Genomic DNA, 16,959 nt, shown 5'->3' on the forward strand with positions numbered 1-16,959 from the left:
AGAACGCCCCACACAACAAGGAGGAGACATGCCCGCATCGACCCGCTTTGCCTGTCCGTTGTCCGCGTTGGCCTATGCATCTGCCTGCGCGATCACCACGCTCTGCGCGCCGATGGCGCATGCTGCAGACCCTGCACCGATCAAGGTGGCGTTTATCGACCAGTTGAGCGGGCCGCTATCGAATGTGGGCGAGCAATTTCTGGCCAACCTGAAACTCGGCATCGACGATGCCAACGCACAACCTCAAGGCGTGTTGAACGGCGCGCGCTACGAGCTGTCGACCTACGACAACAAGCTGTCAGCGCAGGACAGTTTGTCGGCGTTGCAAAGCGCCATCGATGCCGGCGCAAAGATCGTGTTCACCGGTGGCTCGGGTTCGTCCGTGGTGGCGGCCATGGTGGATGCGGCCACCAAGCACAACGAGCGCAATCCGGACAAGCGCGTGCTGATCATCAACTACGCGTCGATCGACCCTGACCTGACCGGCGCGCACTGCAGCTTCTGGCATTTCGCCACCGAGGCCAACACGGCCATGAAGATGCGCGCGCTGGCCAACTTCGTGAAGACGCAGCCCGACATCCGCAAGGTCTATTCGCTCAATCAGGACTATGCGCACGGGCGGCTGTGGGCGTCCTTGGGCAAGCAGATGATCTCGGCCGCGCGGCCTGACGTGCAGTTCACAGGCGAGACGTTGCACCCGATCGGCAAGGTGAAGGACTTTGCGCCCTATGTGTCAAAGGCCAAGGCGACAGGCGCGGACACGCTGCTCACCGGCAACTGGGGGCAGGATCTGAACCTGCTCATCAAAGCCGCGGGCGATATGAGCTACGACGTGCGTTATCTCAACCACAGCGGCGCAGGTGCACCCGGCACGGTGCTGGCAGTGTCACAGGCCAAGATCGGCAAGGTGACGTGGGTCTCTGAATGGACACCCGGAAACGGCAATGCCCAACTGACGCAGATGGATGCACGCGTGCGCCAGACGCCCGCCGGCGAACACTTTGCGCCGCGCACCGTGCTGTCCGTCGAACTCGTGACCGATGCCATCCGCAAGGCCAACTCCACCGACCCGCTGAAGATTGCACTGGCGCTGGAAGGCATGCAGAAACAGAGCTTTCTGGGCGAAGTCACCATGCGCAAGGTCGACCACCAGTTGCTGCTACCGCAGGTTGTATCAACGATCGCGCCGGTGGACGGCAAGACCGTCAAGGTCGGCTACGACGGCACCCAGTGGGGCCACAAGACCGAGAGCACGACCGCAGCCAAGGAACTGGACCTGCCGACCGCTTGCAAGATGAAGCGGCCGGAGAGGGGCTAGCCCATCGGCGGGGAAGAGGCGAAAAATGGTGGGCCGGGTGGGATTCGAACCCACGGTGTCCTTTCGGAGGCGGATTATGAGTCCGCTGCCTGCAACCAGCACGGCGTCCGGCCCTGTACACCGAGAAAAAAAGAGACCCGGCGCTTAGGCCGGGCCTCGTACGGGATTTTACCCGAAAGTGGGCGCAAGCCCACTCAGAAATCACCTGCTTAACTACCTTCCAAGAAGCTCTTCAGCTTGTCGGAACGGCTCGGATGACGCAGCTTGCGCAGTGCCTTCGCTTCGATCTGACGGATACGCTCGCGGGTCACGTCGAACTGCTTGCCGACCTCTTCCAGCGTGTGGTCGGTGCTCATCTCGATGCCGAAGCGCATGCGCAGCACCTTGGCTTCGCGCGGCGTCAGCGAGTCGAGCACGTCCTTCACCACGCCGCGCATGGAGCCATGCAGCGCCGCTTCGGCCGGAGCCAGCGTATTCGTATCCTCGATGAAGTCGCCCAGATGGGAGTCGTCGTCGTCACCGATCGGCGTTTCCATGGAGATCGGCTCCTTGGCGATCTTCATGATCTTGCGGATCTTGTCTTCCGGCATTTCCATCTTCTCGGCCAGCGTTGCCGGATCCGGCTCGTTGCCGGTTTCCTGCAGAATCTGACGCGAGATGCGGTTCATCTTGTTGATCGTCTCGATCATGTGCACCGGAATGCGGATGGTGCGCGCCTGATCGGCAATCGAGCGCGTGATGGCCTGACGGATCCACCACGTGGCATACGTCGAGAACTTGTAACCGCGGCGGTATTCGAACTTGTCCACCGCCTTCATCAGGCCGATGTTGCCTTCCTGGATCAGATCGAGGAACTGCAGACCACGGTTCGTGTACTTCTTGGCGATCGAGATCACCAGACGCAGGTTGGCCTCGGTCATCTCGCGCTTGGCCTCGCGGGCGCGGCGCTCGCCTTCCGACATCTTGCGGTTGACGTCCTTGAGTTCCGTCAGCGGCAGTACCACGCGGGCCTGCAGGTCGATCAGCTTCTGCTGCAGTTCATGCACGGCCGGCACGTTACGCTCGACGATGACGCTGTACGGCTTGCCATCGGCCACCACGGTCTCGATCCACTTGAGATTGGTTTCGTTGCCCGGGAAGCGCGAAACGAAGTCGCCACGCGGCATGCCGCACTTGTCGACCACGATGTTCAGGATGGCGCGTTCCAGCTTGCGCACTTCGTCCACCTGGCCACGCAGCGTGTCGCACAGGCGCTCGACGTTGCGGGCCGTGAAGCGAATCGTCATCAGCTCGGCCTGGATGGCTTCCTGCGCCTTCACGTAAGGCTTGGATTTGTAGCCTTCCTTCTCAAACGCACGACGCATCTTGTCGAACTGCTCGCCGATCACGCCAAACTTGATCAGCGCCGCCTGCTTAAGCTCTTCGAGTTGACGGGCCGAAGCTGCCGCAGCGCCGGCACCTTCATCGTCCTCGTCTTCCTCTTCGTCGCCTTCCTCTGCGGCTTCCTCGTCCTCGAACTCCTCTTCTTCCTCGGCCGCAGCGGCTTCGGCTTCAGCGTTCGGGTCGATCAGGCCGTCGATGAATTCGTCGATCTTGGATTCATCGTTGGCCACGCGCTCGCCCATGGCGAGGATTTCGGAAATGGTGACCGGGCAGGCCGAGATGGCCATGACCATGTCTTTCAGGCCGGCTTCAATGCGCTTGGCGATTTCAATTTCGCCTTCGCGCGTGAGCAGCTCGACGGTGCCCATTTCGCGCATGTACATGCGCACCGGGTCGGTCGTGCGGCCAAATTCGGAGTCAACCGTCGACAGCGCGGCTTCGGCTTCTTCCTCAGCTTCTTCTTCCGTGGTCACGGAAGGCGCGTTGTCGTTCAGGAGCAGCGTTTCGGCGTCCGGGGCCTGCTCGTACACGGCAACGCCGATGTCGTTGAGCGTGGCGACCAACGTTTCCATCGACTCCACGTCGACCATGTCGTCGGGGAGGTGATCGTTGATTTCGGCGTAGGTCAGGTAGCCGCGCGATTTGCCCAGCTTGATCAGCGCCTTGAGCTTCTGGCGGCGCGCCTCGAGCTCTTCTTCCGAACCGCCTTGCTGCGAGGCAGCGAACTCCTTGAGCAGGGCCTTTTCCTTGGCCTTGCGGTCACGGGCCTTCAGCTTTTCAGTTTTCGGTGCCGGAGCGGCGGGGGTGTCAAATTCTTCAGTCACGTCCGTGCTGCTGTCGTCTGCCTGCGTCTCTGCCTTGGGCTTGCGGCCGCGCTTCTTGGGCTCGGCCGCTGCCTCGGCGCGGGGCGCAGGAGGAGTTGTGGGAGTGGCCTCTGCCTGGGCGGTGCGCTTGGTGTCTTCCGCGGCTGCCTTGGCTGGCTTGGCTGCGGTGCTGGTACGAGCGGTACCCGTCTTGGTTGCGCTTGCGCTGGCAGGGGTCTGCTTGCTCTCGACTTCGGTTGCTTTCGATTTCGCCACGGTGGTTGTCTTGCCCTTGAGTGCGACGGAAGCGGCTGTGCCGCCAGGTCTGGCGCTCGTGCTCATCGACGTCGAGACCTTGCCTGAGGTTGAAGATTGGATCGCGCCCTTTGTGCGCGGTGCCGGCTTAGCCGGCTTGGCAGCGACGGTGATCTCGGCGGTCTGGCGCGGCTGGGCTTTCCCCGTCTTTGCCGGCGCAGTGGCCTTGACCCCTGTCTGTGCTGCCTGCCCTATATGAGTCCGACCATTTGCGACTTTCGTCGTTCCCGCTGCGGTTTTCCCGCCTCCGGCGCCGCGCGCCGATGAGGATCGCGTGGCAGAAACAGAAGCAGGACTGGCCTTGGAACTGGCCTTCGCGGAGGTCTTCACCTTCACCATGGGCACGCTCACTCCCCCAAAAATGGGAAAAAGGTCTTGCAATCCAAACCGGCTATTCTAGCACGCCAGACCAAGCCGGTCTAAACGAAAATCGGGTTTTCGCCTGAAAAATCAAGGGGCTACCCGCAATTGCCCGCCCCGCTTGGAGCTTCGCTCTGCGGCGTATGCGCTACACGAGCTGCCGGCGGCGGCTGATTTCGCCCACCAGCCAGCGCATGCGCTCCTTGTCATCGTCGCCGGCATGGCCGGCTTCCATCTTGCGTTGCAGCATTTCCAGCTCACGCTTGAGTGGCTCGGCAAGCATCTTTTGTACGGCGGTATCGAATTCAGAAGTGGCCGGCTCCAGCTCAATATCGTCTTGGAGCACGGCGGTACGCAGCCCGGCGAAAGCTTCTGCGTAAGGCGTCTGACCCAAACGCTCGACAAAGGCCCCGAAGTGCACCTCGGGGCCTGCAGCATCGCATTCGGCCAGTAGCCCCGCCAATACCTCACCTTGGGGCAATTGGGGCGCAGTCAACTGGCCGCGAGCATCGGCATCGAGCCGCGCCGCCAGTGCGGGATAGCGCATCAGCAAACGGAGCACCTTCTGCTCCAATGCCGTGGGTGCGGTGCGCGCCACGCGGGGGCGCTTCTGCGTCATGCGGCCCGCTTGCGCGGGGTCGCTGCGCAGGCCGCACAGCGCTTCGATGTCGGCGGGCGTCGTGCCGGTCATGTCAGCCAGGCCGCGCACGATCTGCAAGCGCAGGCCACCGGCGGGCATGGCGGTCAGCAGCGGCTTGGCTTCGTATTGCGCGCGGGCACGCCCCTCGGGCTGGCGCAGGTCGAGGTCTTCGGTCACGGCCTGCAGCAGGAAGCGCGACAGCGGCATCGCGTTATGGACTTCGCGCGCGAAAGCTTCAGTGCCCTCTTCGCGGACAAAGCTGTCCGGATCGTGCTCAGAGGGCAGAAAGAGGAACTTGATGGTCTTGTTGTCGGTGGCGTGCGGCAGGCACGCTTCCAGCGCGCGGCGCGCGGCACGGCGCCCGGCCGAATCCCCGTCGAACGAGAAGATAACGGTATCGACCTGCCGCAACAGCTTCTGCACGTGGATCGGCGTACAGGCCGTACCGAGCGTCGCCACGGCATTGGCAAAGCCGAGCTGCGCCAGCGCGACCACGTCCATATAGCCTTCCACGACCAGCACATAGTCGAACTCGCGGATGGCATTGCGCGCCTCGAACAGGCCGTACAGCTCGGTGCCCTTGCTGAACAGCGGCGTCTCGGGCGAGTTGAGGTATTTCGGCTCGCCTTGCCCCAGCACCCGGCCGCCAAAGCCGATCACCACGCCCTTGGTATTGCGGATCGGGAACATGATGCGATCGCGAAAGCGGTCATAGCGGCGGTGCGAGCCGTCGGCGGACGTCTTCTCGCTTTCGATGACGAGGCCCGCTTCGATGAGCGGCCCGGCAGTGGCATCTTCGCGATACGGGCCGAACACGCCTTCGAGCGACTGCCAGTCGTCAGGCGCATAGCCGAGGCCAAAGTGTGCGGCAATCTCGCCGGTCAGGCCACGGCCCTTGAGGTACTGGATGGCGTTGGGGGCGCTGCGCAGTTGCTTGCGATAGTGATCGCACGCGCGGGACATGATGTCACCGAGCGCGACCGTTTTGGCCTGCTGCTCGGCGCGAGCGGCAGGCGGCAAGCCGCCACGCTCTTCGGGCACCACCATGCCGACGGACTGCGCGAGGTCCTTGATGGCCTCCACATACGACTGCCCCGAAAATTCCATCAGAAAGCCGATGGCCGAGCCGTGGGCGCCACAGCCGAAGCAGTGATAGAACTGCTTGGTGGGCGACACCGAGAACGACGGCGACTTCTCGTTATGGAACGGGCACAGCCCCATGAAGTTGGCGCCGCCCTTCTTCAATTGCACGTAACGGCCCACCACGTCGACGATATCGACGCGGTTGAGCAGGTCGTCAATGAACGGCTGCGGGATCACGCGGAGTGCGTCCCTTCGGGGTTGGGAGTTTGAAAGGAAATCAGGCGCCGGCCAGGACGGCCTTGACGCGTGCCGAGACTTGCGTCATGTCGGCACGGCCGGCCAGGGAGGGCTTGAGGATACCCATCACCTTGCCCATATCTTGCGGGCCGGCGGCACCGGCCTTGGCCACAGCGTCGCGCACAGCGGCGTCGACCTCAGCTTCTGACAGTTGCGCGGGCATATAGACCTGCAGCACGGTCACCTCTGCGGCCTCCTTGGCGACGAGATCGTCACGGCCGGCTTGCTCGAATGCGGCGATGGAATCCTTGCGCTGCTTGACCATCTTGTCGATCACGGCCAACACGGCAGCGTCATCCAACTCGATACGCTCATCCACCTCGCGCTGTTTGATTGCGGCCTGCAACAAACGGATCGTGCCCAGACGGTCCGTTTCCTTGGCGCGCATGGCGGCCTTCATGTCTTCCGTGATCTGTGCCTTGAGGGACAACTGCGACATTCCGAACTCCGATAAACGGCAAAACCCGCTCGGGCGGCTGACCCCAGCGGGTTGCAAACTTGGAAAAATGGGTCACTGATCGTAGCACAGAACCAAAACAGTTCCAGGGCTGATCAGTGGGGGGTCAGCGTGCGGACGCGGCCTCCCCCGCCGCCACGGCCGAAGCCCACGCCCACTGGAAGTTATAGCCGCCCAGCCAGCCCGTCACGTCGACCACCTCGCCGATGAAGTACAGACCGGGCGCAGATTGCGCCTCCATGGTGGCGGACGACAGCGCGCGGGTATCGACACCGCCACGCGTCACTTCGGCCTTGCGGTAGCCCTCGCTGCCGGATGGCGTGAGTTCCCACCGGTTAAGTGCGCCGCCCAGCGTGCGCAGTACCTTGTCCGGCAACTCAGCAATCGGCGCCTGGGGGTTGGCGCCATGCGTGGCACACCATGCCTGTGCGACACGCTCCGGCAGGCGCTGCGCCAGCACCGTCCCGAGCTGCTTGCGCGAGCCGGATTTCTCGTCGCATAGCCACTGCGGCGCATCCGTGTCCGGCAGCAGGTTGATGACGAGCGGTTGGCCCGCGTTCCAGAAGCTGGAGATTTGCAGCACAGCCGGGCCAGACAAGCCGCGGTGCGTGAGCAGCAAGTCTTCGCGGAACGTCATAGCACCGCCCTTGCGGCCCCCCTTGCCCGCAGGCTGTGCAACGGCCACGTCCACTTCCATCGACACCCCCGACAGTACCGAGAACGGCGCCCAATGCTCGGCGTTAAAGGTGAGCGGCACCAAGGCGGGGTGCGTCTCAACAATCTTTAGCCCGAACTGCCGCGCAATGCGATACCCGAAATCCGTCGCGCCGATCTTGGGAATGGACAAGCCACCCGTGGCGATCACCAGCTTGCTCGCGACGATCTCGCCCGCGCTGGTCAACAGACGGTAGGCATCGCCGTCCTTGCCTACCTCCGCGACCGAACAACCGGTACGCCAGACAACGTTGCCCCTCTCGCACTCGACTTCAAGCATGCGGATGATGTCTTCCGCGCTGTCGTCGCAAAAGAGCTGGCCCTTGTGCTTTTCGTGATACGCAATGCGGTAGCTGGAAATGAGGCTGATGAAATCCTGCGCCGTGTACCGTGCCAGCGCCGAACGGCAGAAATGCGGGTTGTTCGACAGATAATTGGCCGGCGCCGCGTTGACGTTGGTGAAGTTGCAGCGGCCGCCGCCGGAGATGCGGATTTTCTCTGCGAGCCTGGTCGCATGGTCGATCAGCACCACGCGTGCGCCGCGCTGCCCGGCCACGGCCGCGCACATCATCCCGGCCGCGCCCGCGCCGATCACCGCTACATCGCACCGCATCATGATCGCTGCGCTCGCCTCTATGCTTGAAAACCGCGCATTTTAACTTGTGCTATCTTCGTCGGCCTTTCCATTGCAATTCCTCACGCCCCGGCGTTCTTATTTGCCATGCTGGTCCTCGGCATCGAATCCTCCTGTGACGAAACCGGTGTCGCGCTGTATGACACGGATGCCGGTCTGCGCGCGCACGCGCTGTACTCGCAGATCGCCATGCACCGCGAATACGGCGGCGTGGTGCCCGAATTGGCCTCGCGCGATCACATCCGACGCGTAATTCCGCTGCTGGAAGAAGTGCTCGGCAAGGCCGTCGCTACACGCGCGGACATCGACGCTATCGCTTATACGAAAGGCCCCGGGCTGGCCGGCGCGCTGCTGGTGGGCGCCTCGGTGGCCAATGCGCTGGCCTTTGCGCTGGGCCGGCCGCTCGTCGGCGTGCACCACTTGGAGGGGCATCTGCTCTCGCCTCTGCTGGAAGCGGAGCGGCCTGAGTTTCCGTTTCTGGCGCTGCTCGTCTCGGGCGGGCACACGCAACTGATGCGCGTCGATGCGGTTGGCCAGTACACGCTGCTCGGCGAGACGCTCGACGATGCCGCTGGCGAGGCTTTCGACAAGACCGCCAAGCTGCTCGGCCTGGGCTACCCCGGCGGCCCCGCCGTCTCACGCCTGGCTGAATTCGGCAACCCGGGTGTGTTCGACCTGCCCCGGCCGATGCTGCATTCGGGCAACTTCGATTTCTCGTTCGCGGGCCTGAAAACGGCGGTGCTCACGCAGGTGCGCAAGCTCAACCTGACTGACAGCGAAACCTGCTACCAGCCGCGCGCCGACCTGGCCCGTGCGTTTGTCGATGCCATTGTCGAAGTTCTCGTCAAGAAGACACTACGTGCCGCGCGCGAGCATGGCCTCAAGCGCATCGTCGTGGCTGGCGGCGTGGGTGCCAACCGCCAATTGCGCGAAGGCCTGAACGCCGAAGGCAAGAAGCGTGGCCTGCGCGTGTACTACCCCGACCTGCAGTTCTGTACCGATAACGGCGCAATGATCGCCTTTGCCGGCGCCATGCGGCTCCAGGCCGACCCAACGCAAGTGCAGGACGGCTACGGCTACGGCGTCACGCCGCGCTGGGATCTGGAAGACATCCGCATCCGGCAAGCATGAAAAAAGCCGCTCGATTTGAGCGGCTTTTTGTTGGGCGCGACGTCGATTACTTATCGGTGCGCTTGTCGTGCTCGATCAGCGCATAGGCGCTATGGTTGTGGATCGACTCGAAGTTCTCGGCCTCCAGCGTATAAGCGACGATGCGGTCGTCCTGGTTCAGGCGCATCGCGATATCGCGCACCAGGTCTTCCACGAACTTCGGGTTCTCGTACGCGCGCTCGGTCACAAACTTCTCGTCCGGGCGCTTGAGCAGGCCCCACAGTTCGCACGAAGCTTCTTCTTCGGCCATGCGGATCAGCGATTCGACCGGCGTGTCGGCCGCCAGCTCGGCATCGATCGTGATGTGCGAGCGCTGGTTGTGCGCGCCGTACTGCGAGATCTTCTTCGAACACGGGCACAAGCTCGTCACGGGCACCAGCGCCTTGACACGAACCTTGGTATGGCCGTCACGCACTTCGCCGATCATCGTCACTTCATAGTCCATCAGCGACTGCACGCCCGACACCGGGGCCGTCTTGCTGACGAAATACGGGAAATGGACTTCGATGCGGCCGGCATCTGCTTCCAGCTTTTCCAGCATTTTTTCCAGCAGGAGCTGGAACTGGGCCAGATTCAGCGGTTCGCGCTCTTCTTCGAGCAGCGCAACGAAGCGCGACATATGCGTGCCCTTCTGGTCTGCCGGAAGGTGCACATCGAGGTTGTATGTACCCACGGTGTTCTGCACGCCCGACGGCGTTTGCAGCGACATCGGATAACGCACGCCGCGCACGCCCACGCGTTGAATGGGGATCTGGCGGGTATCGTGGCTGGACTGCACGTCCGGCATCGCGAAAGCCGGGTTCATATCGTTCATGATCGGTTTCCTTTACGGTCGCCCGGCCATCGCAGTCGGCCGAAACGCAACGAGTGTGAAACCGCGGAACCTGGCTGACGGTGACCACCCCTCAAGTGATCAAATCAACCCATCCCGCGACTGCGCACACAATTCACAAATAAGACTGGCGGAGTGTAAAAGAAATTTCCCACCTCTGCAGTCAACTACTCAAACCCGCGGATGCAATGCGGGTGATTGATTCTGCCTATGATTCGGCGCTGCAAGTGCTTCAGGCGACACGCGGCGCCGCGGCGCGCGGCTGCACGGCAAAGCGCTCCCGGATGGAGGCGAGGATGCCATTGGCATCGAGCCCGCACTGCGCCAGTAGCGCGGCGTGATCGCCATGATCGACAAAGCGATCGGGCAGCCCCAGTTGCAGCACGGGCGTTGCCACACCAGCAGCAGCCAGTGCCTCCAGGCAGGCGCTGCCGGCGCCGCCCATCACGCAGCCCTCTTCCACCGTGACGACGTAATCGTGTGTGCGCGCCATTTCCTGCACGCAGGCCACGTCGAGCGGCTTGACGAAGCGCATGTTGACAACGGTCGCGTCCAAACGCTCGGCCGCCGCCGACGCGGGCGCAACCATCGAACCGAACGCCAGAATCGCAACGCGCTGGCCCACCGGGGCGGTGGAAGCGCGGCGTACTTCGGCCTTGCCCAAAGGCAGCGGCTCCAACGTCGGCTGCACCGTCACGCCCGTACCGGCGCCACGCGGATAACGCACTGCCGTCGGGCAATCCTGCGCAAAAGCCGTGTTCAGGAGCTGGCGGCATTCGTTCTCGTCAGCCGGCGTCATCACCATCATGTTGGGGATGCAGCGCAGGTACGCAATGTCATACGCGCCGGCATGCGTTGCACCGTCTGCGCCGACCAGGCCAGCGCGATCCAGGGCGAACACCACCGGCAGATTCTGCAGTGCCACGTCGTGGATCAACTGGTCATAACCGCGCTGCAGGAAGGTCGAATAAATCGCGACGACGGGCTTCAGGCCCTCGCAGGCCAAGCCACCGGCAAATGTCACTGCGTGCTGCTCGGCAATACCGACGTCGTAATAGCGATCCGGAAAGCGCTGCTCGAACTCGACCATGCCGGAGCCCTCTCGCATGGCCGGCGTAATGCCAACCAGACGCTTGTCGGCCGCCGCCATATCGCACAGCCATTGGCCGAACACCTGCGTGTACGTTACCTTGGCCGGGCGCCCGGAAGGCTTGATACCTTCCTGCGGATTGAACTTGCCCGGGCCGTGATAGAGGATCGGGTCGGCCTCGGCCAGCTTGTACCCCTGGCCCTTCTTGGTCACTACGTGCAGGAATTGCGGGCCGCCGCCTTCCCGCGCACGCTGACGGATGTTCAGCAGCGTCGGCACGAGCGATTCGAGATCGTGTCCGTCGATCGGACCGATGTAGTTAAAGCCAAACTCCTCGAACATCGTGGCGGGCACGAACATGCCCTTGGTGTGTTCCTCGAAACGCTTGGCGAACTCGAGCACAGGCGGCGCCACTGACAACAGTTTCTCCACGCCCTTCTTGGTGGCCGCATAAAACTGGCCGCTCATGAGCCGCGCAAGGTAGCGATTCAGAGCGCCCACCGGCGGCGAGATCGACATGTCGTTGTCATTCAGCACGACGACCAGCGGCAGGTCTTTATAGACGCCCGCGTTGTTCATCGCCTCGAAGGCCATGCCGGCGCTCATCGCACCGTCGCCGATCACGGCAATGGCGACGCGGTCTTCACCTTTGGTCTTGGCGCCCAGAGCCATGCCCAGCGCGGCCGAAATCGACGTGGACGAGTGCGCCGTGCCAAAGGTGTCATACGGGCTCTCGCTGCGGCGCGGGAAGCCGGAGATACCTTCCAACTGGCGCAGCGAGCCCATCTGGTCGCGGCGGCCAGTCAGGATCTTGTGCGGATAGCTCTGGTGGCCGACGTCCCACACGATTCGGTCTTCCGGCGTGTTGAAGACGTAGTGCAGCGCAATGGTCAGTTCGATCGTGCCGAGGTTCGACGAAAGATGGCCGCCCGTCTGCGAGACGGAATCGAGCACGAAGGCGCGCAGCTCGTTGGCCAGAGGGCCAAGCTGGCGACGGTCCAGGCGGCGCAGGTCGGCCGGATCGTCGATGGTGTTCAGGAGTTCGTACGTCATGTGGGACCGCCGCTCAGGCGCTCAAACGTTTTTGGGCAAAGACTTCTACCGTCTATGCAATGTTGTTCAGTGGCCACGCCGCACGATCAGATCGGCCATTTCTGCCAACCGCACGGTACGGGCTTCGCCAAGCTCACGGGCCAGTTGTGCCACGGCCGCGCCGGCTGCGGCGTGCAACTCATCCGCCAGCGTACGGGCCTTGTCCAACCCCAGGAGGGACACATAGGTCGGCTTGTCGTTGGCTTCGTCCTTGCCGGCGGTTTTGCCCAGCGTGGCGGTATCTGCCGTCACGTCGAGGATGTCGTCCACCACCTGAAACGCCAAGCCGACAGCACCCGCATAGGCATCAACCTGCTCCAGGGCAGCGGCATTCACCCCAGCACAGAGCGCGCCCATCCGCAGGCTTGCCCGCAGCAGTGCACCGGTCTTCATGCGATGCATTGCTTCCAATTCATCCTGCGACAGCGCAATGCCAACACTTTGCAGATCGATCGCCTGACCGCCCGCCATGCCGAGCGAACCGGAAGCGCGCGCCAATTCACCTACCAGCACTGCCCGCGTCGCCGGGCTCACCGCGCCCGACTCAGCCAGCACGATAAACGCCTGCGTCTGCAAGGCATCCCCCACCAGCAGTGCCGTCGCTTCATCATAGGCGCGATGCACCGTCGGGCGGCCGCGGCGCAGGTCATCGTCGTCCATGCAAGGCATGTCGTCGTGGACGAGCGAATAGGCGTGGATCATCTCCACCGCGCAACTCACGCCGTCGAGCGCCTCGGGCGAGGCGTCACCCAGCGCACCGGTGGCATGCGCCAGCAACGGGCGTACACGCTTGCCGGCACCCAGCGTGGCATAGCGCATCGCGGCATGCAGACGCTGCGGCGAGACGGCTTCGGCCGGCAGCGCACGTTCGAGCGCGCTTTCCGTCCGAGCGACCACGGACGCCATCCATTGGGCGAAATCACTCATGCGTCGCCTTGTTCGTTCGCGCTGCTATCGTCGCCCAGCGGTTTCAAGGTGTCGCCATCGAGCACGCGTACCTGCTGCTCGACGCGCTCCAGTACCTGCTGGCAATACTTGACCAACTCCGCCCCGCGTCGATACGCCGCGAGCGAAGCCTCCAGCGGCAACTCACCGGATTCCATGCTGGCGACTAGGGTTTCGAGTTCGGCCATGGCGGCTTCGTAAGAAGCTGGCGTGGCGGAAGGTGTGGCGGACGCGCTGCTTGAGGCGTCGTGTGGGGCACGGGGCATGCCGATTGCGAATCAGAAAAGGACAATCCGGCATTTTACGGCAATTCCGCATGCGTTCTGCGCACATGACGCACGGCGTCGGGAGGCGGTCTGCGGCCGTAAGGCGGGGCATCGTCCACCTGATGGTCGGCGGGCTGGCGGCGGAAAGATGCCGAAAATCAGGGACTTATCAATTCCCCTGGGGTACAATCGCCCCCTTTCCTCCAAAGGCCGGGCCGGCACATGCCGCTCCGCACGATGGCTTGGGGCTGTTGGCCCATTGAACGTATGGTCGTTGGCCCAAGCGGGGGCCAGCAGGCGCTCGTTTCCTCTATCAACAGACCCTAGGCCATCTGCCGATGGCGTCCTTTCCCAAATCGAATTTTTCGATGGTTGGGTTGTTCACTACTTTCACCGTTATTGGGAGTGGGGATAATGTCCAATCTCAGCGCCGCACTGAATCTGGTGCCGTCTGAAACCCAGTTGCCCGTCTCTGCTTACTTCGACGAGGCGCTGTATCAAACTGAAATCGAACGTCTGTTCAGGCATGGCCCCGGTTACGTCGGCCATGAGCTGATGGTCCCGGAAGTCGGCGACTATCACACGCTTGCCGCCGAGGCCGAGGGCCGTGTGCTGGTGCGCAATCCGAACGGCGTCGAACTGCTCTCCAACGTGTGCCGGCATCGGCAGGCAATCATGCTCAATGGGCGCGGCAATGCCCAGAACATCGTCTGCCCGCTGCATCGCTGGACGTACGACCTCCAGGGCGACCTGCTCGGCGCGCCGCACTTCGAGAAGCAACCGTGTGTGCATCTGTCGCGCTCGCCGCTGCAGAACTGGAACGGGCTGCTGTTCGAGGGCAAGCGCGACGTGCGCGAAGACCTTGCCCGCCTGGGCGTGGCGCGCGATCTTGATTTCTCCGGCTACATGCTCGACCACGTCGAGGTGCACGACTGCAACTACAACTGGAAGACCTTCATCGAGGTGTACCTCGAGGACTACCACGTCGTGCCCTTCCACCCCGGGCTCGGCCAGTTCGTCTCGTGTGACGACCTGGAATGGGAATTCGGTGAATGGCACAGCGTGCAGACGGTCGGCATCCATGCCAATTTGCGCAAACCCGGCACGCCGGCCTACCAGAAGTGGCACGACGCTGTCCTGCGCTTCAACAACGGCGAAATGCCCAAGTACGGCGCGGTGTGGCTGACGTACTACCCGAACGTGATGGTCGAGTGGTATCCGAACGTGCTGGTGGTCTCGACGCTGCATCCACTAAGCCCGACCAAGACGCGCAACGTAGTCGAGTTCTACTACCCGGAAGAGATCGTGCTGTTCGAGCGCGAATTCGTTGAAGCCGAGCGCGCAGCCTACATGGAGACGTGCATCGAGGACGACGAGATCGCCGAACGCATGGACGCAGGCCGCCTGGCCCTGCTCAAGCGCGGCACAAGCGAAGTCGGCCCGTACCAGTCGCCCATGGAGGACGGCATGCAGCACTTCCACGAGTGGTATCGACGCGCGATGAACTACTAAGCGGCGACAGCAGGTAGGCATCTGCCGCCTTCCGCGTCACAATAGGAACGGTGCGGCCCCACGCGAGCTGCGCCGTTTTTTTTTCGCCCCTCCCTCGCCATGCCTGCCGATACCAGCACCGCAGTCACCAACACGGCCGTCCAGACGCCTGAAAGCTCCTCCCGTCAATCGCTGTGGATGATTCTTGCCGCCTTCGCTTTCTCGGCAATGGGCGTGTGCGTGAAACTCGCCTCGGCTCACTACAGCACGGGTGAGATCGTCTTCTACCGCAGCATCATCGGCGTGGTGCTGATGGGCGCGATCCTGCAGCGCTCGGGACAAGGTGTGCGAACACCCTACTTCCTGTCGCACATCAAACGCAGCGTGTTTGGGGTGACTTCACTGCTGCTGTGGTTTACCTCCATCAGCCTGCTGCCGCTGGCGACTGCGATGACGTTGAACTACATGTCGCCGGTGTGGATTGCACTCATCATTGGTGCGGGCGCAGCACTGGCGGGCAAGCCCGGCGGGGCTGACCGGCGCATCGTAGCCGCCATCGTCATGTCATTCCTCGGGGTGATCTGCCTGCTGCAACCGAGCATGGGCGGATCGCAACTTGCGCTCGCGGGCGGCATGATCGGGCTCGTTTCAGGCGTATTTACGGCACTCGCCTATGTGGAGGTACGCCAACTCGGTGACCTGGGTGAAAACGAAGCGCGCATCGTGTTCTATTTTTCGTTGTTGAGTGCGATTGCCGGCGGCGTATGGATGCTGATCGGTGGTGCACAACCGCACACTTGGTCAGGTGCCGGCCTGCTGCTGGCCGTGGGCCTGTTGGCCACGCTCGGCCAGACGTCCATGACACGCGCGTACAAGCGCGGCAACACCCTGCTGACTGCTAACCTGCAATACGCCGGCATCGTGTTTGCGAGCGGTTGGGGCATGCTGTTGTGGCACGATCACCTCAACGCGCTGTCGTGGGCGGGTATGGCGCTCATCATCGGCAGCGGCATCGTGACCACGGTCATGCGCGCCCGCCAGTCGGGCACGGAGCATCCGACGCCGCAGACTGCTGTGTCCGGCCCCGAAGCTGAGATTCACCCGGAAGTTTGATCGCCCTCTGGAGACTGCCGCCATGAGCGAACGCGCTCACTACGCCACCCTCATCACCGCCCCGCAACTCGCCGCGCTGCAGCACAGCACGCCCGCAGCGGTGGTGGTCATCGATTGCAGCTTTGACCTCGCCAACCCCGCCGCGGGGCGCGATGCGTATCACGCCAGCCATGTGCCCGGTGCGTTCTACATGCACCTCGACAACGAATTGTCTGGCCCGAAGACCGGCACTAACGGCCGCCACCCGCTGCCTGATGCCGAAGCCCTGGTCGCCCGTCTGCAGGCGCTGGGCGTGAACGACGACACGCAAGTCGTCGCCTATGACCGACAGGGCAGCATGTACGCCGCGCGCCTATGGTGGTTGTTGCGCTGGGTTGGCCATGCTGACGTCGCTGTGCTCGATGGCGGCCTGCAAGCCTGGGAAGCCTCGCACTTCCCCGTCGACAAGGTCATACCCGAAGAGCCGCAGCTGAACGCCACGCCGGGAAACATCACCCGCAAGCCCTCGCTCGTGCAAATGGTGACCGCAGATCTCGTGCAGAAATACCTGGGCCACGCTGATAAACGTGTGGTCGATGCCCGCGCGCCCGACCGCTACCGCGGCGAGAACGAAACGCTCGACCCCGTCGGCGGCCATATCCCGGGCGCTCGCAACCGTTTCTTCCGCGACAACCTGCAGGCCGATGGCACTTTCAAGCCCGCGGAGCAATTGCGCGCCGACTTTACCGCCGTACTGTCCGGCGCCAAACCACAGGACGCGATGCTGCAATGTGGTTCGGGCGTAACCGCCTGCCACAACGCGCTGGCCATGGAGATCGCGGGCCTGACGGGCGCCGCACTTTACGCCGGCTCGTGGAGCGAGTGGTGCAGCGACCCATCGCGCCCGGTGGCGACGGGGCCCAACCCGTAATTCACGCATCTCGCGCACGGCGAAAAGCCCGGCATCGGCCGGGCTT

General features: G+C 63.2%; 13 protein-coding genes and 1 tRNA gene. 5 read left to right on the forward strand and 9 right to left on the reverse strand.

The features are described from left to right. Window positions 1-28: 28 nt before the first annotated feature. Window positions 29-1,318 (forward strand): branched-chain amino acid ABC transporter substrate-binding protein, encoded by a 1,290-nt coding sequence (locus PSUB009319_RS05475; RefSeq protein WP_124381231.1) that lies wholly within the window; start codon window positions 29-31, stop codon window positions 1,316-1,318. 26 nt (window positions 1,319-1,344) lie between these two features. Here PSUB009319_RS05475 and PSUB009319_RS05480 read toward each other — a convergent pair. The 5 genes from PSUB009319_RS05480 to PSUB009319_RS05500 form a co-directional block, all read right to left on the reverse strand. Beyond that, window positions 1,345-1,432: transfer RNA gene (locus PSUB009319_RS05480), tRNA-Ile, on the reverse strand. 95 nt (window positions 1,433-1,527) lie between these two features. After that, complete coding sequence (rpoD, locus tag PSUB009319_RS05485; RefSeq protein ID WP_260392892.1) at window positions 1,528-4,158, reverse strand: RNA polymerase sigma factor RpoD; 2,631 nt, start codon at window positions 4,156-4,158, stop codon at window positions 1,528-1,530. A gap of 169 nt (window positions 4,159-4,327) precedes the next feature. Next, complete coding sequence (dnaG, locus tag PSUB009319_RS05490) at window positions 4,328-6,139, reverse strand: DNA primase (protein WP_124381232.1); 1,812 nt, start codon at window positions 6,137-6,139, stop codon at window positions 4,328-4,330. Window positions 6,140-6,179: 40 nt separating this feature from the next. Then, a complete protein-coding gene (locus tag PSUB009319_RS05495; protein WP_306308025.1) occupies window positions 6,180-6,629 on the reverse strand; it encodes a GatB/YqeY domain-containing protein in 450 nt (149 codons plus the stop codon). A gap of 133 nt (window positions 6,630-6,762) precedes the next feature. Further along, on the reverse strand, window positions 6,763-7,986 hold the full coding sequence (locus PSUB009319_RS05500) for an NAD(P)/FAD-dependent oxidoreductase (protein WP_124381234.1): 1,224 nt from the start codon (window positions 7,984-7,986) through the stop codon (window positions 6,763-6,765). A 105-nt stretch (window positions 7,987-8,091) separates the two neighbouring features. On the opposite strand from PSUB009319_RS05500, the gene tsaD reads away from it, so the two are divergent. Beyond that, entirely contained in the window at window positions 8,092-9,135 is a 1,044-nt protein-coding gene (gene tsaD, locus PSUB009319_RS05505) for a tRNA (adenosine(37)-N6)-threonylcarbamoyltransferase complex transferase subunit TsaD (RefSeq protein WP_124381235.1), read from the forward strand. A gap of 46 nt (window positions 9,136-9,181) precedes the next feature. Here tsaD and folE2 read toward each other — a convergent pair whose 3' ends face one another. The 4 genes from folE2 to PSUB009319_RS05525 all read right to left on the reverse strand — a co-directional run bounded on the left by folE2 (window position 9,182) and on the right by PSUB009319_RS05525 (window position 13,399). Next, window positions 9,182-9,988, reverse strand: a complete 807-nt coding sequence (gene folE2 / locus PSUB009319_RS05510) for a GTP cyclohydrolase FolE2 (RefSeq protein WP_124381236.1) — start codon at window positions 9,986-9,988, stop codon at window positions 9,182-9,184. A 250-nt stretch (window positions 9,989-10,238) separates the two neighbouring features. Continuing rightward, window positions 10,239-12,149 carry a 1-deoxy-D-xylulose-5-phosphate synthase gene (gene dxs / locus PSUB009319_RS05515; protein WP_124381237.1) on the reverse strand — a complete coding sequence of 637 codons (1,911 nt, stop codon included), beginning with the start codon at window positions 12,147-12,149 and terminating at the stop codon, window positions 10,239-10,241. Window positions 12,150-12,215: 66 nt separating this feature from the next. Then, a complete protein-coding gene (locus PSUB009319_RS05520) occupies window positions 12,216-13,115 on the reverse strand; it encodes a polyprenyl synthetase family protein (RefSeq protein ID WP_124381238.1) in 900 nt (299 codons plus the stop codon). Continuing rightward, window positions 13,112-13,399 carry an exodeoxyribonuclease VII small subunit gene (locus tag PSUB009319_RS05525; protein WP_124381239.1) on the reverse strand — a complete coding sequence of 96 codons (288 nt, stop codon included), beginning with the start codon at window positions 13,397-13,399 and terminating at the stop codon, window positions 13,112-13,114. Before PSUB009319_RS05525 ends, PSUB009319_RS05520 begins: the two co-directional genes overlap by 4 nt. Window positions 13,400-13,813: 414 nt before the next feature. On the opposite strand from PSUB009319_RS05525, the gene PSUB009319_RS05530 reads away from it, so the two are divergent. From PSUB009319_RS05530 to PSUB009319_RS05540, 3 genes are all read left to right on the forward strand, one after another. Then, window positions 13,814-14,911: an aromatic ring-hydroxylating dioxygenase subunit alpha gene (locus tag PSUB009319_RS05530; RefSeq protein ID WP_124381240.1), complete on the forward strand. Its 1,098-nt coding sequence runs from the start codon at window positions 13,814-13,816 to the stop codon at window positions 14,909-14,911. Window positions 14,912-15,010: 99 nt separating this feature from the next. Next, window positions 15,011-16,003: a DMT family transporter gene (locus PSUB009319_RS05535; RefSeq protein ID WP_124381241.1), complete on the forward strand. Its 993-nt coding sequence runs from the start codon at window positions 15,011-15,013 to the stop codon at window positions 16,001-16,003. 22 nt (window positions 16,004-16,025) lie between these two features. Continuing rightward, complete coding sequence (locus tag PSUB009319_RS05540) at window positions 16,026-16,913, forward strand: sulfurtransferase (protein ID WP_124381242.1); 888 nt, start codon at window positions 16,026-16,028, stop codon at window positions 16,911-16,913. The last annotated feature ends 46 nt before the right edge of the window (window positions 16,914-16,959 follow it).

Origin of the sequence: Ralstonia sp. SET104 (assembly GCF_003851545.1) — a bacterium.
GTDB lineage: Bacteria > Pseudomonadota > Gammaproteobacteria > Burkholderiales > Burkholderiaceae > Ralstonia.